At 66.4% G+C, this 22,150-nt stretch carries 23 protein-coding genes and 1 tRNA gene; 12 read left to right on the top strand and 12 right to left on the bottom strand.

The window, feature by feature from the left end; translation table 11 throughout:
• Window positions 1–10 precede the first annotated feature (10 nt).
• A complete protein-coding gene (locus tag AC3EDY_RS10875; RefSeq protein ID WP_488572515.1) occupies window positions 11–1,162 on the bottom strand; it encodes a tyrosine-type recombinase/integrase in 1,152 nt (383 codons plus the stop codon).
• 139 nt (window positions 1,163–1,301) lie between these two features.
• A tRNA-Ser gene (locus tag AC3EDY_RS10870) sits at window positions 1,302–1,394 on the bottom strand.
• Window positions 1,395–1,633: 239 nt separating this feature from the next.
• Here AC3EDY_RS10870 and AC3EDY_RS10865 point away from each other — a divergent pair.
• From AC3EDY_RS10865 to AC3EDY_RS10855, 3 genes are all read left to right on the top strand, one after another.
• On the top strand, window positions 1,634–2,413 hold the full coding sequence (locus AC3EDY_RS10865) for a DUF1134 domain-containing protein (protein ID WP_488572514.1): 780 nt from the start codon (window positions 1,634–1,636) through the stop codon (window positions 2,411–2,413).
• 121 nt (window positions 2,414–2,534) lie between these two features.
• Window positions 2,535–3,710, top strand: a complete 1,176-nt coding sequence (locus AC3EDY_RS10860) for an amino acid aminotransferase (protein ID WP_488572513.1) — start codon at window positions 2,535–2,537, stop codon at window positions 3,708–3,710.
• A 22-nt stretch (window positions 3,711–3,732) separates the two neighbouring features.
• Window positions 3,733–4,776 carry an NAD(P)H-dependent flavin oxidoreductase gene (locus AC3EDY_RS10855; protein WP_488572512.1) on the top strand — a complete coding sequence of 348 codons (1,044 nt, stop codon included), beginning with the start codon at window positions 3,733–3,735 and terminating at the stop codon, window positions 4,774–4,776.
• A gap of 21 nt (window positions 4,777–4,797) precedes the next feature.
• Here the strand turns inward: AC3EDY_RS10855 and AC3EDY_RS10850 are convergent, their stop codons facing one another.
• The 6 genes from AC3EDY_RS10850 to AC3EDY_RS10825 form a co-directional block, all read right to left on the bottom strand.
• Window positions 4,798–5,421 (bottom strand): riboflavin synthase, encoded by a 624-nt coding sequence (locus AC3EDY_RS10850; RefSeq protein WP_488572511.1) that lies wholly within the window; start codon window positions 5,419–5,421, stop codon window positions 4,798–4,800.
• Between the two features lie 39 nt (window positions 5,422–5,460).
• A complete protein-coding gene (gene ribD, locus AC3EDY_RS10845) occupies window positions 5,461–6,450 on the bottom strand; it encodes a bifunctional diaminohydroxyphosphoribosylaminopyrimidine deaminase/5-amino-6-(5-phosphoribosylamino)uracil reductase RibD (protein ID WP_488572510.1) in 990 nt (329 codons plus the stop codon).
• Window positions 6,434–6,922 (bottom strand): hypothetical protein, encoded by a 489-nt coding sequence (locus tag AC3EDY_RS10840; protein ID WP_488572509.1) that lies wholly within the window; start codon window positions 6,920–6,922, stop codon window positions 6,434–6,436. The genes ribD and AC3EDY_RS10840 overlap by 17 nt, the downstream gene beginning before the upstream one ends.
• Window positions 6,923–7,020: 98 nt before the next feature.
• Window positions 7,021–7,758: a M48 family metallopeptidase gene (locus AC3EDY_RS10835; RefSeq protein ID WP_488572508.1), complete on the bottom strand. Its 738-nt coding sequence runs from the start codon at window positions 7,756–7,758 to the stop codon at window positions 7,021–7,023.
• The gene (locus tag AC3EDY_RS10830) at window positions 7,755–8,309 is read right to left on the bottom strand and encodes a YcgN family cysteine cluster protein (RefSeq protein WP_488572507.1); all 555 of its coding nucleotides are present in this window, start codon (window positions 8,307–8,309) and stop codon (window positions 7,755–7,757) included. Before AC3EDY_RS10830 ends, AC3EDY_RS10835 begins: the two co-directional genes overlap by 4 nt.
• A complete protein-coding gene (locus tag AC3EDY_RS10825; RefSeq protein WP_488572506.1) occupies window positions 8,306–8,995 on the bottom strand; it encodes an SCO family protein in 690 nt (229 codons plus the stop codon). Before AC3EDY_RS10825 ends, AC3EDY_RS10830 begins: the two co-directional genes overlap by 4 nt.
• Before the next feature lie 163 nt (window positions 8,996–9,158).
• Here AC3EDY_RS10825 and AC3EDY_RS10820 point away from each other — a divergent pair, with 163 nt between their 5' ends.
• The 5 genes from AC3EDY_RS10820 to ssb all read left to right on the top strand — a co-directional run bounded on the left by AC3EDY_RS10820 (window position 9,159) and on the right by ssb (window position 13,233).
• Window positions 9,159–9,719 (top strand): ankyrin repeat domain-containing protein, encoded by a 561-nt coding sequence (locus AC3EDY_RS10820; RefSeq protein WP_488572505.1) that lies wholly within the window; start codon window positions 9,159–9,161, stop codon window positions 9,717–9,719.
• Between the two features lie 22 nt (window positions 9,720–9,741).
• Complete coding sequence (locus AC3EDY_RS10815; RefSeq protein WP_488572504.1) at window positions 9,742–10,431, top strand: COQ9 family protein; 690 nt, start codon at window positions 9,742–9,744, stop codon at window positions 10,429–10,431.
• A gap of 74 nt (window positions 10,432–10,505) precedes the next feature.
• On the top strand, window positions 10,506–10,751 hold the full coding sequence (locus tag AC3EDY_RS10810) for a FeoA family protein (protein ID WP_488572529.1): 246 nt from the start codon (window positions 10,506–10,508) through the stop codon (window positions 10,749–10,751).
• Window positions 10,748–12,607 (top strand): ferrous iron transporter B, encoded by a 1,860-nt coding sequence (gene feoB, locus AC3EDY_RS10805; protein WP_488572503.1) that lies wholly within the window; start codon window positions 10,748–10,750, stop codon window positions 12,605–12,607. The genes AC3EDY_RS10810 and feoB overlap by 4 nt, the downstream gene beginning before the upstream one ends.
• Window positions 12,608–12,693: 86 nt before the next feature.
• Window positions 12,694–13,233: a single-stranded DNA-binding protein gene (gene ssb / locus AC3EDY_RS10800; RefSeq protein ID WP_488572502.1), complete on the top strand. Its 540-nt coding sequence runs from the start codon at window positions 12,694–12,696 to the stop codon at window positions 13,231–13,233.
• Between the two features lie 58 nt (window positions 13,234–13,291).
• Here the strand turns inward: ssb and AC3EDY_RS10795 are convergent, their stop codons facing one another.
• Window positions 13,292–15,541 (bottom strand): LPS-assembly protein LptD, encoded by a 2,250-nt coding sequence (locus tag AC3EDY_RS10795; RefSeq protein WP_488572501.1) that lies wholly within the window; start codon window positions 15,539–15,541, stop codon window positions 13,292–13,294.
• A 195-nt stretch (window positions 15,542–15,736) separates the two neighbouring features.
• On the opposite strand from AC3EDY_RS10795, the gene AC3EDY_RS10790 reads away from it, so the two are divergent.
• The 4 genes from AC3EDY_RS10790 (at window position 15,737) to ndk (ending at window position 18,375) form a co-directional block, all read left to right on the top strand.
• Window positions 15,737–17,206: a leucyl aminopeptidase gene (locus AC3EDY_RS10790; protein ID WP_488572500.1), complete on the top strand. Its 1,470-nt coding sequence runs from the start codon at window positions 15,737–15,739 to the stop codon at window positions 17,204–17,206.
• 3 nt (window positions 17,207–17,209) lie between these two features.
• On the top strand, window positions 17,210–17,371 hold the full coding sequence (locus AC3EDY_RS10785) for a DUF2256 domain-containing protein (RefSeq protein ID WP_488572499.1): 162 nt from the start codon (window positions 17,210–17,212) through the stop codon (window positions 17,369–17,371).
• Window positions 17,372–17,437: 66 nt separating this feature from the next.
• Window positions 17,438–17,869: a DNA polymerase III subunit chi gene (locus AC3EDY_RS10780; RefSeq protein ID WP_488572528.1), complete on the top strand. Its 432-nt coding sequence runs from the start codon at window positions 17,438–17,440 to the stop codon at window positions 17,867–17,869.
• 83 nt (window positions 17,870–17,952) lie between these two features.
• Complete coding sequence (gene ndk, locus AC3EDY_RS10775) at window positions 17,953–18,375, top strand: nucleoside-diphosphate kinase (protein ID WP_488572498.1); 423 nt, start codon at window positions 17,953–17,955, stop codon at window positions 18,373–18,375.
• A gap of 102 nt (window positions 18,376–18,477) precedes the next feature.
• Here ndk and cls read toward each other — a convergent pair whose 3' ends face one another.
• From cls to purM, 3 genes are all read right to left on the bottom strand, one after another.
• Window positions 18,478–19,911, bottom strand: coding sequence for a cardiolipin synthase (cls, locus tag AC3EDY_RS10770; RefSeq protein ID WP_488572497.1), 1,434 nt, complete (start codon window positions 19,909–19,911; stop codon window positions 18,478–18,480).
• A 49-nt stretch (window positions 19,912–19,960) separates the two neighbouring features.
• The gene (gene purN / locus AC3EDY_RS10765; protein WP_488572496.1) at window positions 19,961–20,962 is read right to left on the bottom strand and encodes a phosphoribosylglycinamide formyltransferase; all 1,002 of its coding nucleotides are present in this window, start codon (window positions 20,960–20,962) and stop codon (window positions 19,961–19,963) included.
• A 63-nt stretch (window positions 20,963–21,025) separates the two neighbouring features.
• Entirely contained in the window at window positions 21,026–22,132 is a 1,107-nt protein-coding gene (gene purM, locus AC3EDY_RS10760) for a phosphoribosylformylglycinamidine cyclo-ligase (protein ID WP_488572527.1), read from the bottom strand.
• Window positions 22,133–22,150: the final 18 nt, after the last annotated feature.

Raw genomic sequence — 22,150 nt, 5'->3', positions numbered from 1 at the left:
GCCTCCGGCTTCAGCTCCTCGTTACAACACAATAATCAGCCCAAAGATTCATCAACTTGCGCCGCTTTTGCAAGAGTTTTCCGCGCCGATAAGCCGCTTCAACTGGGTTCGCTATTGTGTGCGCCAGAGCCATCTCGGCAACGTCGCGGTCAAAATCGGTCTCTTCCGATACCCAGTCACGAAAGCTGCTGCGGAAACCGTGCGGGACAGCGTCGATCTCGGCGTCGCGGCAGATCTTCGTCAAGGTCATGTCAGACATTGGTTTGCCATGGCGGGTGCCTGGAAACACAAGGTCATTGCCATCTTCCTTGTGAACGCGCGCTCGCTTTAACACGTCCAGCGCGGCGTCGGACAAGGGCACGATGTGTTCCACGTCGGCTTTCATGCGCTCGGCAGGAATCGTCCATGTGCGCTCCGTGAGATCGATCTCCGACCAGAGCGCTCCGCGCACCTCGCCGGAGCGGGCCGCTGTGAGGATCAGGAACTCGAAAGCGAGGCGCCCGATGCTCTCGCGTTCGCGAAGTTTCCCGACGAAAGCTGCCACCTTGGAATAGTGCAAGGCCGCGAGGTGATTCTGGCGATTGCGCACTTTGGGAAGCGACTTATTGATCGCATTCATCGGCAAGGGGTGCGCGCGATAGTTCTTCGCGATCGCCCAATCGATCACCATCCCTATCCGCTGACGCACCCGGCGCGCGGTCTCGTTCTTTTCGAGCCATATTGCGATCAGCACATCGCGGACGTGCGAACTCTCGATGTCGCTGACAGCGACGTCGCCAATCTTCGGAAAAGCGTAGGTCTGAAGCGAGGTCAGCCACTGCCCGCGATGCTTCTTGTTCTTCCAGCTCTTTTTGTTCTCGGCATAGACGGCGGCGGCAGCCTCCCGGAAGGTCGGGATGCCTTCGGCCTTCTTCCGCTGAAGCACGGGGTCGATTCCTGCCTCCACCTGCGAGCGGACTTCGGCTGACCGCTGCCGGGCCTGGGCGAGACTCACTTTCTTCGCGCTGCCGAGTCCGATATCCCTGCGGCGGCCATTTTTCTGGACTCGGCAGATCCATGAACGGGCCCCGGTCGGGGTGACGTTCAGGAACAGCCCATCGCCGTCATGATGGCGTCCCGGCTCAAGCGATCCCCGGAGAATGTTGGCGGTGAGATTGCCCATTTTTCCTTCCCCACATCCTTACCCACACGAGATTGCAACGAACCGGATCGGACTGCAATAGCAGGAAACACAGGGGACGCCCTAAGACGCTGTTTTTGTGTGATTTTGAAGCGGGAAGAAACAGCCAGAAAGGGGCTGTTGGCGGAGACGGAGGGATTCGAACCCTCGGTACCGGATTTACCAGTACGACGGTTTAGCAAACCGTTGGTTTCAGCCACTCACCCACGTCTCCGGATCGCAGCGGCGAGGGCGGCCTATAACCGGGGTTGGGGGGCTGGGCAAGCGGTGTTGCACGATTTTTCGTGGCTTGCCGGGCGGCGCGCGGCGCGCCCTGTTGGGCGCAATTTCGATTCGGCTCATCGCTGGTTCATTGTCTTGGGGGAAACCTCCAGCCGAAGGAAACAAGCGGATTGTCGCGCCGTGCGTATGGCGCCATGTCCGGGTGGTGACGAAAGAGGGACGGGAAAGACAATGAAGCAGCATGCCATCGGTTACCGCCTGGCCATCGGCCTTGCCGGGCTGGCGCTGGTCGCCGTGCCGACGGCGCGGGCGCAAGTGCAGACGATCGATCCCAATCAGGCGATCGACAGCGATCTCGCGCCGCAGCCGGGAATGACGCCGGCCGCCCCGGCCGCAACCCCGGTGCAGCCGGCGCCCGCCGCGCCGCCACCTGCGGGTGCACCCTATGCGGCGCCCGCTCCCACCGCGTCCGCGCCGCCGGATGGAGCTGCGGCCGCGGATGCACAAGGCGCCGGCGCCGGCACCGGGCAGGCCTGGCGCGAGGACGATCTGATCGGCGCGGCCGAGGGCGTTTTCGGCAAAGGCGCCAAGGGCCTGGCCATGATGATCCGCGACATCCTGAAGAAGCAGGGCCAGCCGATCGGCTATATCACCGGCCGCGAGGCAGGCGGTGCGCTTGTGGTAGGCCTGCGTTATGGCTCTGGCACGCTGCATCATAAGATCGAGGGCGACGTCCCGGTATACTGGACCGGTCCCTCGGTCGGTTTCGATGCCGGGGCCAATGCCGCCAACACGTTCGTACTGGTCTATAACCTGTTCGATACGGCCGACATGTTTCACCGCTTCGGCGCGGGCGAGGGGCAGGCCTATCTGGTGGGTGGTTTCAACGTCAGCTATCTGCGCAAAGGCGATGTCGTGCTGATTCCGGTGCGCATGGGCGCGGGCCTGCGGCTTGGAGTCAATGCCGGCTACATGAAGTTCAGCCGCAAGCAGAACTGGATGCCGTTCTGATCGCGGCGCTTTGATCGGGCGGTCCTGTTCAGGCTGGGCGGGTGCAAACCCTCTTGCGCCCGGGCGCCGGCCCCGGCATGGGGGCGGCGTTCTCTGCAGTCAGCCTTGAAAGAAGAACCCGATGCTCGAAAACCTGGCTCCGCAACCGGCCGATGCCTTGCTGGCGCTGATCAAGCTGCACAATGCCGATCCGCGCGACACCAAGATCGATCTTGGCGTGGGCGTCTATCGCACGGCGGAGGGTGCGACGCCGGTTTTCAAGGCGATCAAGGCGGCCGAAGCGAGGCTTCTTGCGGGCCAAAGCTCCAAGTCCTACCTCGGTCCCGAAGGGGACATGGGCTATGTCAACGCGCTGATCCCTTATGTTTTCGGGCCCGATTTCGATACGGCCAAAGTGGAAGGCATGCAGGCGCCGGGGGGTACCGGCGCCGTGCGCCTGGCGATCGAGGTAGCCGCGCGCGCCGGGGTGAAGCGCGTGTGGATGGGCACGCCTTCGTGGCCCAACCATGCCCAGATCGTTGCGGCCACGGGCCTTGAACTCAAGACGTTCAAGCACACTGCCGCCGACGGGACGGCCGATCTTGCCGCGCTCAGGGCGGCGCTGGAAGAAGCCGGGCCGGGCGATCTGGTGCTGCTGCACGGTTGCTGTCACAATCCCACCGGCGTCGATTACACCCCCGCCCAGTGGGACGAGATCGCGCCCCTGCTGGCGGCAAGCGGCGCGCTGCCGCTGATCGATCTGGCCTATCAGGGGCTGGGCGACGGCATGGAGGCCGACGCCTATGGCCTGCGCAAGGTGCTGGCCACCGTGCCCGAAGCGCTGGTCGCCTATTCGTGCGACAAGAACTTCGGCCTCTATCGCGACCGTGTCGGTGCGTTCTATGCCGTAACCCCTGACAGAGAGGCGCTGACCCGCGCAATGGCGAACGGTTCTGCCCTTGCCCGCGCATCCTGGTCGATGCCGCCCGATCACGGCGCGGCGGCGGTCCGCCTCGTGCTGGCCGATGCGGAATTGACGGCCCAGTGGCTGGCAGAGCTTGACGAAATGCGCGCGCGCATGCGCCGGGTGCGCGATCGCCTGGCGGCCGCGCAGCAGATCGGGCCTATCGCCATGGCCCCACTTGGCATGCAGAAGGGGCTGTTTTCGATGTTGCCGCTGTCGGGCGAGCAGATCCTTGCCTTGCGTGAGGGCCACGGCGTCTACATGGCAGGATCGGGCCGGATCAACATTGCCGGGCTCACCAGCGGTAACATCGAACGCTTCATCGAAGCCCTGCGCGATACCGTCGCGGGCTGACGGCCGGCCATGCAGACCCGGGATGCTGCACGATCGCCTTCAGCATCTCGGGCTGCGTTATCCCTTGATCCAGGCACCGATGGCCGGGGTTTCCACCCCGGCGCTGGCCGCGGCGGTATCGAGCGCCGGGGCTCTGGGTTCGATCGCGGTGGGTGCGACCGACGCTGTCGGCGCGCGCGAGATGATCGCGGCGGTGCGGGCGGCAACGCCGGTGGCCTTCAATGTAAACGTCTTCGTTCATGCCCCGCCGCGCATCGATCCGGCGCGGGAGGCGGCGTGGTGTGCAGCCCTCGCGCCGCAATTCGCAGCATTTGGCGCAGATCCGCCTGCCATGCTGACAACGATCTATCGCACTTTTGCCGAGGACCGGGCCATGCAGGCTGCCTTGGTGGAACTGGCGCCGCCGATGGTCAGTTTTCATTTCGGGTTGCCCGGGGCGGGCGTTGTGGCCGCCTTGCGCCGCGCCGGTTGCGTTCTGGCCGCCACCGCCACCAATCCGCACGAAGCCCGGGCGATCGCTGCGGCGGGGCTGGACCTGATCGTGGCCCAGGGCTGGGAAGCGGGCGGCCATCGCGGCCAGTTCGATCCTCAGGCGCCCGATCCGTGCACACCGACGCTGGAACTGGTGCGTCAGCTTGTCAACGAAACGCCGCTGCCGGTGGTGGCCGCGGGCGGCATCATGGACGGCGCGGGCGTCGCTGCCGCGCTGAACGCCGGGGCCGTGGCCGCACAATTGGGAACCGCGTTCATCGCTTGCCCGGAAAGCGCCGCCCGGCCAGGCTATCGCGCCGCGCTGGTGCAGGCTGAAGGAACGGTGATGACCAGCGCCATATCCGGGCGCCCGGCGCGGTGCCTTGCCAACCGTTTCACCGCCCTTGCAGGTCTGCCGCCGGTTCCCGATTATCCGCGCGCCTATGCCGCGGGCAAGGCGTTGGATGCCGCGGCCATGGCCCGGGGCGAAGATGGCTTTGGCGCACAATGGGCCGGAACCGGGGCGCGGCTGGCACGTAGCCTGCCTGCCGCCCAACTGGTCGCGCGGCTGATGCGGGAAATGGATTTCGTCTGACCAGGATCTGGCCGAAAACGTTCAGGCCTGGCGCGCCAGGCTCTGCATGCGGTGCAGATACCGGGCGATCACATCGATCTCGAGATTGACTTTGCGCCCGACGGCCAGCGTGCCGAGCGTGGTGACCTGAGCCGTATGGGGGATGATGTTGAGCGCGAAATGGCACGATCCGTCGGCCTGGTCGGCCACGTCGTTGACCGTCAGCGACACGCCGTCGACCGTGATCGATCCCTTGGCGGCAATATAGGGCGCCAGCGCCGCGGGCGCGGCCACGCCCACGCGCAGGCTGCCGCCTTCGGGGCACAGGCCGACCACTTCGCCAAGGGCATCGACATGGCCGGTCACGATGTGGCCGCCCAGTTCATCGCCCAGGCGCATGGCCGGCTCCAGATTTACCGGAGCGCCCGTCTGCCATTGCGCCGGCGCCGTGCGCGCGATCGTTTCGGCCGAAACGTCCACAGCGAACCAGGCTTCGCCCGCGACGCCGCCTTTTTCCACCACGGTGAGGCACACGCCCGAACAGGCTATGGACGCGCCGATGGCGATCCGCGCCGGGTCCATCGCGCAGGAGATGGTCACGCGCTTGTCGCCTTTGTCGACAATGGCGATCACATTGCCCACTTCCGTGACGATCCCGGTAAACATCGCGCGTTCTTTCCCTTTGCGTCGGCTTCGTGCGCCGCTTCAACGGCGGCGGTGGTAGACGGTGAGCATATCGCTGCCAAGCCGGCATGCGCGTTCGAGATCCCAACGGCCATGTGCGGCCTCAAGGTTGTCCAGCCCCAGCGGACCGACGCCGTTCAGCCCCGGCCCCAACACGATCGGCGCGCGGTACAGCAGCAGGCGATCGACCAGATCGGCTTTGAGGAACGTTGCGGCCGCGCCCGCGCCCCCTTCGACGAACAGCCACTGCGTCGGGCCGAAGGCATGCGGCGCCACAATGTCGGATATTGCGCGCCAGCCAGCGGGCGCGGTGCCGCGCGTCAGCACCCAGCGCGCGGGGCTGCGTGTTTCCAGCCCGGGAAGGCGCACGTCGAGCCGGGGCGCATCGGCGCGCAAGGTGCCGCCGCCCACCAGAATGGCATCCGCCCGCGCCCGTTCGGCGTGGCAATGCGCGCGCGCCTGCGGCCCGGTGATCCAGCGGCTTTGCCCGTTGGGCAGCGCAATCGCGCCATCGAGGCTCAATGCCAGTTTGAGCGTGACGTGCGGGCGGCCCGCCGTGGCGCGCAGACGAAACCCGGCCGATGCCCGTTCGCAGGGCGGGGAGGGGATGCAATCGGCGGCAATGCCGGCGGCGCGCAGCCGGGCTAGGCCGGCACCCGCGGTGCGCGGGTCGGGATCGATGCAGCCGGCCACCACGCGCGCCGGCTGTGCCTGGGCGAGAAGGTCCGCGCAGCAGGGGCCGCGCGCCGAGGCATGGGCGCAAGGCTCGAGGCTGGTATAGACGGTGGCGCCACCGATCCCGCTGCCGATCCCGCTGCTCGCGGCCGCCAGCGCCATCGCCTCGGCATGGGGGCGGCCGCCGGGCTGTGTCCATCCCCGCGCAATCACGCGGCCTTCGCGCACGATCACGCAGCCCACGGCGGGGTTGGGGGAACTCAGCGGTCGGGCACGCAGAGAAAGCGCGGCGGCTGCGGCCAGCCAGCGCCGGTCTTCCTCAGGGTTTGGCATCATCGGCTGTGATCGACGGCGCGGTTGGCGCCGGCTTGCCGGTGATCTGGCGATAGAGCGCCGCGTTCCGTTCCGCCTCGGCCTTCTTGGCGGCGATCCGTTCGATCGTGCCCTGATCGTACATCGTCTGCGTATCCATGCCGGTGGCCGCGCCCACCGCCTTGTACATCCTGCGGATGTCTTCCTGGCGCGCTTCCTCGGCGGCGGCCTCGGCATCGGCTTTGTTCTGGGCGGCGATATTGCCGGCGATGATTTCCTTGTCGCTGCGGTCGGCCTTCCATGATTCGAAATAGATGATCGTCGGCGGTTTGGGCAGGCCGCGCCCTTCCTGTTGGGCCATCAGGTAGAAAATGCCGGTTGTCACCAGGCCGGCCATGATCAGCGCCCGCCCGCGAAATTCATTCGGCGCGCCGAGCACCTGCCAGAGATCGAGCGCCGCGCGGCGCGGCGAGACATTGCGGAAGAAGCCTTTCATCGCGCCTGAGATAGGGACGGGCGCAGCCGATGGCAAATGAGTCGCGATCTTTGTCGGCGGCGCTTTTCACCGCAGGCCGGAGAGGAGCATTGCGTGCTCTAGCCGAACAGCCGGTAAAGCCCGCGTCCTTCGGTCTTGAGCCAGCGGTTGGTGGCCGCGACGCTGCCTTCGAACAGCTGGCCGAGCAGGGCATGGAACGCCGGGCTGTGGTTGAAATGGACAAGGTGAGCCACTTCGTGCGCCACCACCGCGCGGCGCACCGCATCAGGCGCCATGATCAGCCGCCAGTTGATGCGGATCGCGCCATCGACACCGCAACTGCCCCAGCGGCGTCTGGCGCTGGACAGGGCGAGCGGCGGGACCGCCACCTCTGCCCGCGCGCAATAGTGTGCAAGGTCGAGCGTGCACAGCCGCAGCGCTTCGCCCGCCAGCCAGCGCTGCACGCGTCCGGGCAATTGCGCGCGCGGGCCGCCCACCACCAGTTGGCCGTCGTCCGCGACCGGACGACGGGGGTGGCACAGGTCCCAGGCGATCACCAGCCGGTCGCCGCGAAACGGCAGGGCGCTTCCGGGTGACAGCTCTGTCGGCGGGGGGACACGCTCCAGCTGGGCGGCCAGCCAATCGTGGCGTTCGCGCACAAAGGCCAGCGCATCGGCCGTGCGCGCCCAGGTGGGGATGGAAACGCGCGCGGCGCTGCCGTCCGGGGCCAGGCGCAAGGTCATTCGCCGCGCTTGCGACAGGCGGCGCACTTCAACGGCGAGATGGCGGCCGGCGATCGTTACCGTTGGCGGGGCGTCCGCCACGGGTGCGGCAGCGCGGCGCAGCGGGCCGATCACGGCAGGCGGAAGCCCGCCGGCTCGCGACGGCCGGGGCGCGCCGCTTCGCCGTCATCCCGGCCCACCACATCCGCGCCCGGGCCGATGTCCCATTCCAGATCGCTGACGATGTGGTTTTCCAGCGGCCCTGCCACCACTTCGCTGATGGCCTTGCCCACCACCGACAGCCCTGCACGATGCACCGCCGCGCGATCGCCGCATTCCAGATAATGCCAATCGGGCAGGGGCTCTCCCGCTGCGCGCAGGCGATAGGCGCACGTGGTTGGCAGCCACGCCACTTGCGCCACCAGGCGGGGCGTGAGGCGCAGGCAATCGGGCACCATCGCGCGGCGATGGCGATAATCGGCACAGCGTGCGGTCTTGATGTCGAGCAGCCGGCAAGCGACGTTGGTATGATAGACTGCGCCGGTGTCTTCATCTTCCAGCTTGTGCAGGCAGCACTTGCCGCAGCCGTCGCACAGGGCTTCCCATTCGTCGCGCGAAAGCGTCTCGATGGGCTTGTCCCAGAAACGGTGGGCGAAACCTTGGGGTGGGGGCGCGGTCACGCTCAACGCACCCAGCGCGCCAGTTCGCCTGCCACGGCCTGGCCGTTCTGTTCGACGGGCAGCAGCGCGATCGGCTTGCCGTCCGGCCCCATCAAATAGGCGGCGCGGCTGTGATCCATCAGATAGGCCTCGGGCGGCGATCCGGGGGGCGCGGCGCGCCTCTGGTAATAGACCGCAAATTCCTTGGCCACGGCGGCAATCTGCTGTGGCGTTCCGGTCAGCCCTACCAGCTCCTTGCCGAAATTGCCGGTGAACTGCGCCAGCACCTGGGGCGTATCCCGCGCCGGATCGACCGAAATGAAAATCGGCACCAGCCGCGCTGCCGGCTGCGGGTGCGCCTTGGCGAAAGCGTGATAGCCCTGCATCAGATTGGCCGTGTCGAGCGGGCACACGTCCGGGCAATAGGTATAGCCGAAATAGAACACGGTATACTTTCCGGCAAAGTCGGCTGCGCGCACTGTCTTCCCGGCGGTATCGACCAGCGTGAAGTCACCGCCCAGTTGCGCCCCGGCGAGCGGCGCATCGGAAGCGGGCGCATCGGCAGCGGGGGCATCGGCACGGCAAGCGCCAAGCGAAAGGCATCCCAGCGACAGGCACCCCACCGACAGGCACAAGGCGAACCCCGGCGCCGCCAGGTACCTGCGGGCAATATTCGGCAAGAACGAAAGGTGATCCATGGCGTGGCGGTTCATGCTCTGCTAACAGCGCGCTTGCAAGGGCCTAGCTGCAACGTGCCCTGCATGGCGTTCATGCCAGAGGAGGAATGCACCCGTGACATTCAAGTGGCCCAATCCACGCCGCCCAGCCTTTGCCCCGGCCATTGCGGCATGTATCGCGGCCCTCTCCCTCGCGCTCATGCCATCCTCGCCGGCGCTTGCCCAATTTTCGGAAAGCTACAAATTCCTTGACGCCGTCCGCAAGAAAGAGGGCGACAAGGTGAACGAGGCGCTGCAGAATCCGGCCAGCCAGATCGTCAACACCAAGGACGTTTCAACCGGCGAAACCGCGCTGCACATCGTGACGCAGCGGCGTGATGCGGTCTGGATGAAATTCCTGGTGGGCAAGGGGGCCAACGTCAATGTGCGCGACAGCAAGGGGATCACGCCCCTCGTCATAGCCACCAACCTCGGTTATCTGGAAGGCGTCGATTTCCTCCTGTCGGTGGGCGCGCGGGTGGATGAGCCCAGCGACACGGGCGAAACGCCACTGATCTCTGCGGTCCATGGCCGCAACCTGGCGCTGGTGCGCGCGCTGCTCAATGCCGGCGCCAATCCCGATCGGCCCGACAATTCCGGTCGTTCCGCGCGCGATTACGCCGCGCTCGATCATTCCCAGTCGATTGCCGACGAACTGGAAGCTGCCGCCAAGAAGCGCCAGAGCGGCAAGGCAGCGAAAATCTATGGCCCCACGTTCTGATTGCTGATGCAGGAGACTACCCATGATCGCCATGCCCGATCTGGCAACGCTCGAAACGCTCGATCTTGATCAACTGCGCATCGAACTGGCGCCGCTGGTGGCCGAAGCGGCGATGTTCGATGGCTGGACCTCGGCTGCGGTGGATAGCGCGGCGCAGGCCGTCGGGTTCGATCTGGCGGTGGCGCGCCTTGCCTATGGCGTGGGCGAAAGCGGCGCGGCGATGACCATGATCGCCGCCTGGATTGCGCGGATCGATGCCGACATGGCCCGCGCCCTTCCGGCCGCCGAGCTTGCCGGCTTGCCGATTCGCGAGCGTATCCGCCGCCTGGTGCAGTTTCGCCTCGATGCCCTGGTGGGTATAGAAGAGGCGTTGCGCCGGGCGCTGATCGAAATGGCCTGGCCGCGTCATACGGCGCAGGCGCTCAGGTTGGGGTGGCAAAGCGCCGATGCGATGTGGCGCCTGGCGGGCGATACTGCCACCGACCTCAACCACTACAGCAAGCGTGCCACGCTGGCAGCGCTCTATGCCGCCACGCTGGCCGTCTTTGCCGAGGATCGCAGCGACGATCATGCCGATACCCGCGCGTTCCTGGATCGGCGGATCGAAGGCGTGATGCGCTTTGAAAAGCTGAAAGCCGGGCTGTTCAGGCAGAAGGGCGAGCGTTTCAGCCCGGTGCGGCTTCTGGGCCGGCTGCGCTATCCCGCGCGCTAGGCGATTCCCCTCGATCTCCTGATCTACTTGCGAACGACTTGCATAAGCGCTTGCGCTATGGCAGCGGGTCATTGGTGACGCTCGATGAACTCCCGCTGGGCCGCGACGCCCGAATCGCTTCGGTCGATTGGGCCATGCTCGTGCCCGAAGAGGCGCAACGCCTGCGCGCGCTGGGTTTCGACGAAGGCGCGCAGGTCCGTCTTGCCTATCGCGGCGTATTCCTGGGCCGCGATCCGCTGGCGATCGAAATCGGGCGGATGACCGTGGCCCTGCGCCGCATGCATGCCCGCGCGATGCAGGTGGAAGAATTCGCCGCATGAGCCGGGGGCCGTTCGTGGCCGCGCTCGTCGGCAACCCGAATGCTGGAAAGTCTGCGCTGTTCAACGCGTTGACCGGTGCGCGGCAGAAGATCGCCAACTATCCCGGCGTGACGGTGGAACGCAAGGCCGGCCGCCTCCTGCTGCCGAGCGGGAAACCGGTGGAACTGGTGGATCTGCCCGGGTCCTATGGCTTTGCCGCGACCAGCCCGGACGAGGAAGTGACGCGCAAAGTCATCATGGGCGAACAGGCGGGGCAGGTCCGCCCCGATGTGCTGGTGATCGTGCTCGATGCGTCCAACCTGGAACAACACCTGGTTTTTGCTCAGGAAGTGCTGGAACTGGGCCGGCCCACCGTTGTGGCGCTCAACATGGTCGATCTGGCCGGGCGCGACGGACTGGTGATCGATGCGGCGGCGCTGGCCGCGGAACTGGGCGTGCCGGTGATCGAAACGGTGGCCGTGCGGCGCAAGGGGCTGGGCGACCTTGCCGCCGCGATCGCTGCCGCGCGCGATCATGCCGCCAGCCAAACTGTGCCCCCGCCCCGCCCGCACGTCACGCTGCCCGAACGGCGGCTGCTCGCTCGCCAGATGGCGCAGGGGGCCACGCTTTCGGAAAGCGCGCGTCATCGTATCCATGCGCGGATCGACAAGGTGCTGCTGCATCCCTGGGCCGGGCCGCCATTCCTGTTCGCTTTGCTGTTCGTGGTGTTCCAGGCGGTCTTTTCGTGGGCCAAGCCGTTTCAGGACCTGCTCGATGGCGGCGCCGGCGCCTTGCAGGATCTGGCGCGGGCGCACTTGCCCGCCTCGCTGCTGCGCGATCTGCTGACCGACGGCGTGATCGGCGGTGTGGGGGCTGTGGTCGTGTTCCTGCCGCAGATCCTTATCCTGTTCTTTTTCATCCTGGTGATGGAAGCTACCGGCTACATGGCCCGCGCGGCGTTCCTGATGGACCGGTTGATGGCCGGCGTCGGTCTTTCCGGGCGCAGTTTCATTCCGCTCTTGTCCAGCTTTGCCTGCGCCATTCCCGGCATCATGGCCACGCGCAGCATCGCCGATCCCAGGGATCGGCTGACCACGATCCTGATCGCCCCGCTGATGACCTGCTCGGCGCGTCTGCCGGTCTATGCAGTGATCATCGCGGCGTTCATTCCCGATACCCGCGTCCTGCCCGGGGTCGGGCTGCAGGGTCTCGTGCTGTTCGGGCTCTATGTCGCCGGCATTGTCGGCGCGATGGCGGTGGCGCTGGTGCTGCGTCGCACGGTGACCAAAGGGGCGGCGTCGGGCTTCATCATGGAATTGCCCAAGTATCAGTTGCCCACCGCAAAGGATCTGGCGCTCGGCCTGTGGCAACGGGCCTGGGTGTTCCTGCGCCGGGCGGGCACGATGATCTTTACGGTCACCTTGGTGCTTTGGCTGCTGCTCAATTTTCCCCGCGCGGAACCGGGCAGGAGCCAGGTCGATGCTTCGATCGCCGGGCGGATCGCCAATGGTCTTGCCGTGGTGGTGCAGCCGATCGGCTTCAACCGCGATATTGCCCTGGCCCTGATCCCCTCGATGGCGGCGCGCGAAGTGGCGGTATCGTCGCTCGCCACCAGCTATGCGGTCGATGCCGCCGACGAAACCGCGCAGGGCCGCGCATTGGGCGATCAGCTCAAGCATCACTGGAGCCTGGCCACCGCGCTCGCGTTTCTCGCCTGGTTCGTGTTCGCGCCGCAATGCATGTCGACCATCGCTGTCACCCGCCGCGAAACCAACGGGTGGAAATGGCCGGGCTTCATGCTCGTCTACCTGTTCGGCCTCGCCTACGTCTTTGCCGGAATCACCTATTGGACGGCCCTGGCGTTCGGCCTGGGGTGAACGCCATTTTGATGGTGATAGTGGACTGGTCCGATGCATCGGCGATGCGCTACCAAGCGCGTCCGTAAGGCAAGAGGCACGATTCGATGGCAGGCAGCGTCAACAAGGTCATTCTGGTGGGCAACCTCGGGGCCGATCCGGAAGTGAAGTCGTTCCAGAACGGCGGCAAGATCTGCAACTTGCGCATCGCCACTTCGGAGAACTGGAAAGACCGCAACACCGGCGAGCGCAAGGAACGCACTGAGTGGCACAATGTCGCCATCAGTTCCGAAGGGCTCGTCGGCGTTGCCGAGCGTTACCTGCGCAAGGGCAGCAAGGTCTATATCGAAGGGCAGCTGCGCACCCGCAAGTGGCAGGATCAAAGCGGTAACGACCGCTATACCACCGAAATCGTGGTGGCCGGGATGAGCGGCAATCTCACCATGCTCGACGGGCCGCAGGGCGGCGGCGGGCAGCGTTCGGGTGGCGGCGGCTGGAATGAAGGCGGCGCGCGCGGTGGCAGTGGCAGTGGCAGTGGGGGCGGCAGTGGCGGCGGCGGCGACAGCGGTGGCGGCCAGTCGTCGGGCGGCTGGAACCAGGGCGGCGGCGGCTTTGCCGACGATCTCGACGACGACATCCCGTTCTGACCGGCCCATTCTAACCGGCTCATTCTGACCGGCAGCACCCGATCGAGCGGCGCTGCGCTCAGCGCGTTCCCAGTCCGCGCAGCGAGATGTTGAACAGGAAAGAGTTGCCCGCCGTCGCGTCACCAGTCGTGACATAGTCGCGCCGCCAGGTGACCGACACTTCGAAGCAATCGTCGCTGTAGTTGACGCCCACGCGGTGGCGCAGCATCTGGAAACCGTCGGAACCATAGACCAGATCGTCGGTCTTGGTCGTCAGGTTGACCACGCCCGAGGCAAAGATCGAGAAATAGCGGGCAAAGCCCACACGCCCCGCCGCGCGCAATTCCTCGCGATCGCGCAGATCCTCGAACGTGGCGGGAATGTTGCGGTTCAGCCGCAGATAGCCGATCTCGGCATAAGTACGGTGGTTGCCGACCGTGGCATCGATCTCGTTCCGCCGCAGGACGAAGCCGTCCTTGTCCAGGCGATAGCGATGCGTGAACTTGACGATGTCCCTGATGCGCAGCTCGGTGCGGCCGACGATGTCCGACAGGCGATCCGACAGGCCGGTTCCCGGGGGCAGCAGGCCCTGTTCGTCAGACAAGCGATAGCTTTGCCCGACGGTGGAGGAAACGCGCCAGCCCGGCCGCGTCATCTGCCAGTCGAAGCCATAGGTCATCCGCACGCCGTCTTCATAGCGGTCGTAGCCGTTGAAGCGGTTGAGCGAGAACAGGTTGGAATCGTCAAGGTCAACCGCGCGCGAATCCTCGTTCGGGATAGCCCGGTTGCGCACATGCGGGGTGGCAATCAGTTGCACCCGCGGCGTCAGCACCTGGGTGCCGCCCAGCAGCGCGCCCACCAGCGGCCATTTCAGGTCCACCGCCGCGGTGGCGATGGCGCGGGCCTGCCAACCCGAATTCCCGCGATAGATGTCAACTCTGGTCAAGGCGTTGGCATCGCTGTGATAGACATCGCCGCGCATCAGCGCGGTGACGGTCAGTTCCTGCCCCATGCCGGTGATCGTGCGTATATCCCATTGCGCCCGGGCAAAGGCGCGCTGGGTATCCTGCCCGGCGGAACGGCCGATCGCCAGGCTGTTGGCCTGCAGTTCCAGATTTCCCCCGATGCCCGGCGTCGCCACGCGATAGCGCCAGTCCACCGTGGGCAAGGCAATGGGCACCTGGCCTTGCGTATCGCCCACGCGCAGCGTCTGCACCGCCCAGCCGGCAAGGCTGAAATAGCTTTCGTTGCCCACCCGTTCCAGATTGACCGATGAGCGCAGCCGGTCGTCGCGGCTGATGTCGTAACGGCGCAGGAACGTGCGGTCGCTGGCATAGCGGCCATAGGCCGTCAGGCTCCAGTTCTCGTCGAACTGCAATTTGCCGTTGGCTTCCAGATAGCTGCGCCACTGGCTGGTTCCCACGCCCGAGCCGGCATCGATCGACGAATAGACCGGAATAGCCGAGGATCGCGTCAGATAGCCGGTGATCTGGAACGCGCCCACGCCGGTCAGCTGACGGTAGGTTCCCGATGCCATCGGCAGGGCGCCGGTGAAGAGATGGCCGGTAACCGCCAGATCCTTGTCGTCCGCGATCCGCCAGTAGAACGTATCGGCGAATTCCACCCCGTTGGCGGCGGTCGACCGGATATCGGGAATCAACAGGCCGGTTTCTGCCCGGAAATCGCTGGTATGGGCAAGACCGGGCAGCGGAAGCAGCGGAATGCCGAACAGCCGCAGAGTCGCGCCGGAATAGCGCACTTTCTTCGTCCGCTCGTTCCAGGTCACTTTGACGGCCGTGACTTCCCAGCTCGGCTTCTTGGGGCAACCATCCTCAGTTTCCACCGCGCAGCCGGTGAAAGCGGCATCGCGCAGAGTGAGGTTGCCATCGGCATCGCGCGTGCCTTCGCGCGCGGCCAGGCGCCCGCCTTCGCGCAGCACCACCAGCAGATCCTGCATGGCGCCGGCTTTCAATTCGTCGGTCAGTTCGACCTTGTCGGTATAGAGACTGTTCCCGCCTTCATCGACCGCGCGAACGTTCCCGTTGGCTTCGATCTCGCCGGTCTTGCGGTTCCAGGTCACCCTATCGGCACGCACGCTCTGCTCGTCGCGTCGCAGCAGGACATTGCCCATCGCCGTCACCAGGTCCGGATCGCTCGCGTATTCGACCTTGTCCGCCTCGAAATGTACCTGATCGGTCTGCTGGTCGGCGACAGGTGCCGGATCTGGCACCGGTGCCGGGCCTGCGGCAGCATCCCGCGCGCCGCTGTCCTGGGCCGTTGCCGGCACGGCCCAGACGTTGGCCCCGAGCCCCAAGGCCCCAGCCAGCATGGCGAGGCGGATACCGGTAAAGGAAGGATGGTGAGAAAACAGGCGCCGATTTCGAGCAGGCAACAAGACGGAAAGCGGCATAGCGGGGGACATGCGGTTGCCTATCGCACTGGTCGGTCGTAACTGCAAACCCACAATTGCCGCCCGGTTTCCCCTGCAGGCGATCCGTGCCGGCATTCGGACAGGAGTTTGCTGATGAACATCGTATTTGCCCCCAGTCGCGCCGACCTGCCGCGCCTGATTGGCCGGATCGTGGGCGAAGGGCCGTTGCCCGGGGGCACGCCGCCGCTGGTCGTGGAAAGCGCGACGGCGGCCCGCTTTGCCGGCAAGGCCGGGCAGACTTTCGAAGCTTTTGTTGACGGTCCGGCCGGGCTCTCCCGCTTCGCTTTCGCGGGCCTCGGCGATCTCGCGGCCAGTGGCCCGGGCGGGGAGCGCCGCGCTGCGCTGGAGCGCGCTGCCGGCGCGCTCGTTGCCAAGTATCTTACCTCTGGCGAGGAAACGCTGGCGATCGATTTTGCCGATAGCGGCTTTTCGGCCGAAGACGCCACGGCCGTGCTGTTGGCCGCGCGCCTGCGGGCTTGGCAATATCTGGTCTATCGCACGCGGCTGAAAGACGATCAGAAGCCTTCGCTCAAGACCATTCTTGCCGTTTCCGCGCCCGAAGGCACCGAAAGCGCCTGGTCCGTGGAAAGCGCGGTGGCCGAAGGCGTGGAATTCACGCGCGAACTGGTCACCGAACCGGCCAACATCATCTATCCTGAAAGTTTCGTTGCCCGTTGCCGGGAACGCCTGGCAGGAACGGGCGTGGAAATCGTCGTGCTCGATGAAACGGAAATGGCACAACTGGGCATGGGCGCGCTGCTGGGCGTAGCGCAAGGGTCGGTCAAGCAGCCGCGCCTTCTTGCCATGCGCTGGAAAGGCAAGGCGGGCGTCCGGCCGACGGCGTTCGTAGGCAAGGGCGTCTGTTTCGATACGGGCGGCATCAGCATCAAGCCGGCGGGCGGCATGGAAGACATGAAGTGGGACATGGGCGGCGCGGCGGCGGTTGCCGGCACGATGCTTACTCTGGCGCGCCGCAAGGCGGAAGCTGACGTAATCGGCGTCTGCGGCCTGGTCGAAAATATGGTTGACGGCAATGCCCAGCGCCCTGGCGACGTCGTCACCAGCATGAATGGCCAGACGATCGAAGTCATCAATACCGATGCCGAAGGCCGCCTTGTGCTGGGCGATGCGATCACTTGGGTGCAAAAGGAGTACCAGCCCGCCACGGTGATCGACGTGGCCACGCTGACCGGCGCCATGATCGTTTCCCTGGGCCACGAGTATGCCGGCCTGTTCGCCAACGACGATCTCCTGGCCAACCAGCTCGCCGCGGCGGGCAAGGCCAGCGGCGACGCGCTGTGGCGCATGCCGATGGGCCCGGCTTACGACAAGCTGATCGACAGCCCGATTGCCGACATGAAGAATGTCGGGCCGCGGTTCGGCGGCTCGATCACCGCGGCGCAGTTCATCGCCCGCTTCGTCGACAAGGGCGTTGCCTGGGCCCATCTCGACATTGCCGGCACCGTGTGGGTCGACAAGCCAGGCGCCACGCATGACAAGGGTGCCACGGGCTTCGGCGTGCGCCTGCTCGATCGCTATGTGCGCGACGTGCTGGAAGGCTGAACGATGGCCCGGATGCGGCGCAAGTCCGATCTGCCGAGCAAGACTTGCGCCGCCTGCGGGCTGCCGTTCACGTGGCGCAAGAAATGGGAGCGCGACTGGGACAACGTGCGCTATTGTTCCGACCGCTGCCGCAAAGGAAAGGGCGCGGCGGCCGGCCAAGCCTAAGGCGGCGTTGCGGAATTTGTCCACGCCGCCTGACGTCACCACCTCGATCCATGAAGGACCCTGACGATACGCGTCGATTTCTATCAGCTGTCCCGCGATCCGGCCGAATGGGTCGTTCCGCTGATCGCGCGCAATACGCTGGGTGCGGGCGAGCGGCTGCTCGTCGTGTCGGACGACGACGAGCAACTGGCCCGCATCGGCGAGGCACTGTGGACGCGGCTGCCCGATACGTTCCTGGCCAACGGCCGCGCCGGTGGCCCGCACGATGCGCGCCAGCCGATCCTGCTGTCCACGGCGGCCGAGCCGGCCAACGGCGCGCGCTTCGTGGCGCTGGCCGACGGTAGCTGGCGCGAAAGCGCCGCCGCGCGCGTGTTCCTGCTTTTCCCGCCCGAGCGGACCGGCGAAGCGCGCGCCACCTGGCGCCTGCTGGGCCAGCGCGAAGGGGTGGAGCGCAGATACTGGCGGCAGGACGGGGGCAAGTGGCGCGAGGGGCCGTGACGACCCTCGCCCTTGCGGCAAGGCGCCTTTCGGGCTAGGGGCGCGCCCAACAAAACCAAGCTTTTTCTCGCAAGGAACGCATCATGGCGGTTACCCGCACCTTTTCGATCATCAAGCCCGACGCCACGCGCCGCAATCTGACCGGCGCCGTCACCAAGATGCTGGAAGAAGCCGGCCTGCGGGTGGTTGCTTCCAAGCGCATCCAGATGACCAGGGAACAGGCCGAAGGATTTTACGGCGTGCACCGCGAGCGTCCGTTCTTCGCCGATCTGGTTTCGTTCATGACCAGCGGCCCGGTGGTGGTCCAGGTGCTTGAAGGCGAAGATGCCGTGAAGCGCAACCGCGATATCATGGGCGCCACCAACCCGGCCAATGCCGAACCCGGCACGATTCGCAAGGAACTGGCCGAATCGATCGAAGCCAATACCGTGCACGGGTCGGACTCCGACGAAAACGCCGCGATCGAAATCGTCTTCTTCTTCCGGCCCGAAGAAATCGTCGGCTGACGAGGCCATCCGTCCTCTAGCCAAGGGGGGCGGCGCGCCGGCCGGCCGTCAGCGGTGCGCGTTACCGCCAGAAACCTCCCGCCGTCGGCCGGGAGGTTTTTGTCACAACAGCGGGCTCATCATCGCCAGAAGATTGCGCCACAGCCGCTTGGACAGCGGTGTGCGTGCAGCCATGGCCGGGGTGATCGCCACGCAATCCTGCAGCCAGGCATTCTGCCGTGCCGCCAGGGCGCGGGCGAATGCCGGATCGGCAAACAGGATCGTGTTCTCGAAACTCAGCTCGAAACTGCGCCGGTCGAGATTGGCCGAACCGATCATCGCGGCGTTTTCGTCGGCCACCATCGTCTTGGCATGCAGCAGACCTGGCACGAATTCGAAAATCGCGACGCCGGCGTCGAGCAGGGCGGAATAATGGCTGCGGCTGGCAGCCGCCACGAAGCGGCTGTCGTTACGGCGCGGCACGATCAGCGTGACGGCAACACCGCGCCGGGCGGCGCTCGCCAGCGCGCCCAGCACTTCTTCGCCGGGCACGAAATACGGGGTGGTGATCGTCAGGCTGCGCCGCGCGGCATGGATAAGCGCGGCAAAGCAGGCCATCATCGCGCCATAGGTCACCGTCGGCCCGGTGCCGATCGCCTGGGCGACAATCTCCCCTGCCGGCGACAATGGCTGATCTGCAAGAAGTGGCGAAAGATCGTCGCCCCCCTCGGCCATCCAGTCTGCCGCGAACAGGAACTGCCATTGGCGGGCGATCGGGCCCTCCCAGCGGGTCATCACGTCAACCCAAGGGGCGAAGCGGAGCTTGATGCGGAATTCCGGATCGGCGGCGTTCTGGCTGCCGCACCAGGCTATGGCATTGTCCACGATCAGCGCTTTGCGGTGGTTGCGCAGGTCCACCCGTCCGCGGATCAAGGTCCATAGCAGGTTGCCCACAGGCAGCGCCTCGCGCGCCATCACGCCGGCCTGCCGCATTGCCTGCCAGTGCGCCGAGCGCAGGAAACGGCGCGAACCCAGCGCATCGGCCAGCACGCGCACCGCAAGGCCGCGCTCCGCGGCGCGGGATAGCGCCTGCGCCAGCCGCACTCCGCTTTCATCGTCGAGCCAGATGTAGAAGCACGCGTGCACGCTCGATCGGGCCGCGTCGATATCGGCGATCATCCCGGCGATGGCGGCACGGTTATCGGCGGCGATCGTCGCGCCGTTGCCGGTCGTGGCGGAAAGGCCGTTGACCGAGGCCGCCAGCGCGAACGGCGGTTGCCAAGGCGTCGCTGCCACGGTCGTGGCCCCGGCGGGATCGGCGAGTGGGCGGGGCAGGGCCGCTTCCACCCCGACGCCGTGCCGCCGGCGGCGGCGAATGAGGCGCGTGTCCCCCCACAGGATATAGGCCGGGATGCCGAGCAGCGGCAGCGCCATGACCGCCACGAGCCACGCCAGGCGCGAGGCGGGATCGCGGTGTGGCCGCAGGATCACGTGCAACAGCGTGATCGCTTCGGCCAGCGTCGCCAGAGTCAGAACGATCCAGTGGGCCGTGCTCATGCCGGCGCCGCGGGCCGCGCTCGCGCGATAGGGCCGGCCCGCACGGCGATCAGAACTCCATCATGGCGGCAAGGCGCCGCGGGGCGACCATGGACCAGCTGCGTCGCAGCCAGGCGGCGATGTCGTCCCAATCGACGCCGTCCCCGCTCTCGCCCCCGCCCGCGCGACCGCCGTCGCCCCCGCCGTCGCCCCTGCCTTTGCCGTCGCCGTCCAGCCGGATGGCGATCCAGCCATCGCCGAAATAGGCCGGCCGGTAGAAACGCGCGGGATCGTTCTCGATCAGCTGGGCCTGTTCGTCCGGCCCGCTGATCTTCGTCAGCAGTGCAATGCATCCGTCGCCATGGTGATCGACGCTGACATAAGCGAATTTCCTGCCTTTCTTCACGCCGAAGCAAGCCATGCCGTGGCTGGTCACCTCGTCGGTTTCGGGCAGGGCCAGTGCGCGCTGGCGCACCTGCGCGGTCAGCCAGGCGGGGCTGGTTTCGCGCATGACGAGCTGCGCCAGGCAGCGGGCATAGAGCTGATGTTCGGCAAACAGTACCCGCGCGGCCAGCGTTTCGGGGGTATCGCCTGGCAGGATCGCCACCCGGGTCTGCCCAAGGATCGGCCCGTCATCCAGTTCGGGGGTTACCAGATGCACGGTGCAGCCGCCGTGGCTGTCGCCGGCGGCGATCGCGCGCGCGTGGGTGTGCAGCCCCTTGTAAAGCGGCAGCAGCGACGGGTGAATGTTGACCATGCGCCCGTCCCAGCGGGTCACGAACTCTGGCGAGAGGATGCGCATATAGCCCGCCAGCGCGATATAGCGCGCGCCGTGAGCCAGGACCTGCGCTTCCATCAGGGCGTCATGATCGGCGCGGGACAAGCCCTTGTGCGGCAGGGCAAAGGTCGGCACCCCTTCGGCCGCTGCCAGCGCGAGCCCCCCGGCAGCGGGGTCGTTGGAAAGCACCAGCACGATCTCGTAGGGGCAATCGGGCGCACGGCTGGCATAGAGCAGGGCCGCCATGTTGGTCCCGCTGCCCGAGATGAAAACCGCTACTTTTGCCTTGGCCACTGTTGTCTGTCCTTTGGCGGGGACGGCACGGGCCGCTGCTGCCCGCCCTCGAGCGCCAGCCTGTCAGCCGATATGCGTCGCTTCCCAGGCTTCGCGGGCAGACCAGGCTTCGGCGCTGCCGAATACCGTGCAGCCCTTTTCACCGTCCGTCACCGTGCCGATGCGGAACACAGTTTCGCCTGCCGCCGCCAGGTCTGCCGAAAGCCTCCCGGCTTCTGCGGCTTCGACCGCCAGTACCATGCCGATCCCGCAGTTGAACGTGCGGGCCATTTCGCCAGGCTCGATGTGCCCCTGCGCCTGCAGGAAAGCCATCAGGCGCGGCTGTTCCCAGCTATCGGCATCGATGCGGGCGTGCAGGCCGCGCGGCAGCACGCGCGGCACGTTTTCCAGAAGGCCGCCACCGGTAATGTGGGCCAGCGCATTGATCCGGCCCGCGCGGATGAACGGCAGCAGTGTCTTGACATAGATGCGCGTCGGCTCGATCAGCACGTCGATCAGCAGCCGCTCGTTGTCGAACAGCGCAGGGCGGTCAAGCTTCCAGCCCTTGTCAGCCGCCAGGCGCCGCACCAGCGAATAGCCGTTGGAATGCACGCCCGACGCGGCAAGGCCGAGGAGGACGTTACCGGCCGCCACTTTTTCGCCAGTCAGCTGTTCGCCGCGTTCCACGGCCCCGACGCAAAAGCCCGCGAGGTCGTAATCGCCATCGGCATACATGCCGGGCATTTCGGCGGTTTCGCCGCCGATCAGCGCGCAGCCGGCCTGCTTGCAGCCATCGGCGATGCCCGCCACGACTCGCTGGGCCACGCCGTTATCCAGCCGGCCCGTGGCGAAGTAATCGAGGAAGAACAGCGGCTCTGCCCCTTGCACGATCAGATCGTTGACGCACATCGCCACCAGATCTATCCCGATCGTATCGTGGCGATCGTGATCGATCGCCAGCTTGACCTTGGTGCCCACGCCGTCGTTGCCGGCCACCAGCAACGGATCGTTGTATCCGGCTGCCTTCAAATCGAAAAAACCGCCAAAACCGCCGAGTTCGGCATCGGCGCCGGCGCGCGCCGTGGCCTTTGCCAACGGCCCGATCGCCTTGACCAGGGCATTGCCGGCGGCAATGTTGACGCCGGCCTGTTCATAGGAATAGCGCTGGGGCTTGGAAGTGTCGTTGGCCATCATGATCGGCGCCTAGCG

The sequence above is a fragment of the Novosphingobium sp. DS6-6 genome (assembly GCF_057784975.1).
The sequence above is the reverse complement of the archived record's forward strand: the minus strand, read 5'-3'. Positions and strand labels throughout refer to the sequence as shown.

What these genes read in the sequence shown, in the direction of transcription:
- purM (WP_488572527.1), bottom strand. Translation starts at nt 22,132, where the DNA reads ATGGCCAACGACACTTCCAAGCCCCAGCGCTATTCCTATGAACAGGCC.
- ssb (WP_488572502.1), top strand. Translation starts at nt 12,694, where the DNA reads ATGGCAGGCAGCGTCAACAAGGTCATTCTGGTGGGCAACCTCGGGGCC.
- AC3EDY_RS10790 (WP_488572500.1), top strand. Translation starts at nt 15,737, where the DNA reads ATGAACATCGTATTTGCCCCCAGTCGCGCCGACCTGCCGCGCCTGATT.
- AC3EDY_RS10815 (WP_488572504.1), top strand. Translation starts at nt 9,742, where the DNA reads ATGATCGCCATGCCCGATCTGGCAACGCTCGAAACGCTCGATCTTGAT.
- AC3EDY_RS10840 (WP_488572509.1), bottom strand. Translation starts at nt 6,922, where the DNA reads ATGAAAGGCTTCTTCCGCAATGTCTCGCCGCGCCGCGCGGCGCTCGAT.
- AC3EDY_RS10855 (WP_488572512.1), top strand. Translation starts at nt 3,733, where the DNA reads ATGCTGCACGATCGCCTTCAGCATCTCGGGCTGCGTTATCCCTTGATC.
- AC3EDY_RS10795 (WP_488572501.1), bottom strand. Translation starts at nt 15,541, where the DNA reads ATGCTGGCTGGGGCCTTGGGGCTCGGGGCCAACGTCTGGGCCGTGCCG.
- AC3EDY_RS10850 (WP_488572511.1), bottom strand. Translation starts at nt 5,421, where the DNA reads ATGTTTACCGGGATCGTCACGGAAGTGGGCAATGTGATCGCCATTGTC.
- cls (WP_488572497.1), bottom strand. Translation starts at nt 19,911, where the DNA reads ATGAGCACGGCCCACTGGATCGTTCTGACTCTGGCGACGCTGGCCGAA.
- AC3EDY_RS10785 (WP_488572499.1), top strand. Translation starts at nt 17,210, where the DNA reads ATGGCCCGGATGCGGCGCAAGTCCGATCTGCCGAGCAAGACTTGCGCC.
- feoB (WP_488572503.1), top strand. Translation starts at nt 10,748, where the DNA reads ATGAGCCGGGGGCCGTTCGTGGCCGCGCTCGTCGGCAACCCGAATGCT.
- AC3EDY_RS10820 (WP_488572505.1), top strand. Translation starts at nt 9,159, where the DNA reads ATGCCATCCTCGCCGGCGCTTGCCCAATTTTCGGAAAGCTACAAATTC.
- ribD (WP_488572510.1), bottom strand. Translation starts at nt 6,450, where the DNA reads ATGATGCCAAACCCTGAGGAAGACCGGCGCTGGCTGGCCGCAGCCGCC.
- AC3EDY_RS10860 (WP_488572513.1), top strand. Translation starts at nt 2,535, where the DNA reads ATGCTCGAAAACCTGGCTCCGCAACCGGCCGATGCCTTGCTGGCGCTG.
- AC3EDY_RS10825 (WP_488572506.1), bottom strand. Translation starts at nt 8,995, where the DNA reads ATGAACCGCCACGCCATGGATCACCTTTCGTTCTTGCCGAATATTGCC.
- AC3EDY_RS10865 (WP_488572514.1), top strand. Translation starts at nt 1,634, where the DNA reads ATGAAGCAGCATGCCATCGGTTACCGCCTGGCCATCGGCCTTGCCGGG.
- AC3EDY_RS10875 (WP_488572515.1), bottom strand. Translation starts at nt 1,162, where the DNA reads ATGGGCAATCTCACCGCCAACATTCTCCGGGGATCGCTTGAGCCGGGA.
- ndk (WP_488572498.1), top strand. Translation starts at nt 17,953, where the DNA reads ATGGCGGTTACCCGCACCTTTTCGATCATCAAGCCCGACGCCACGCGC.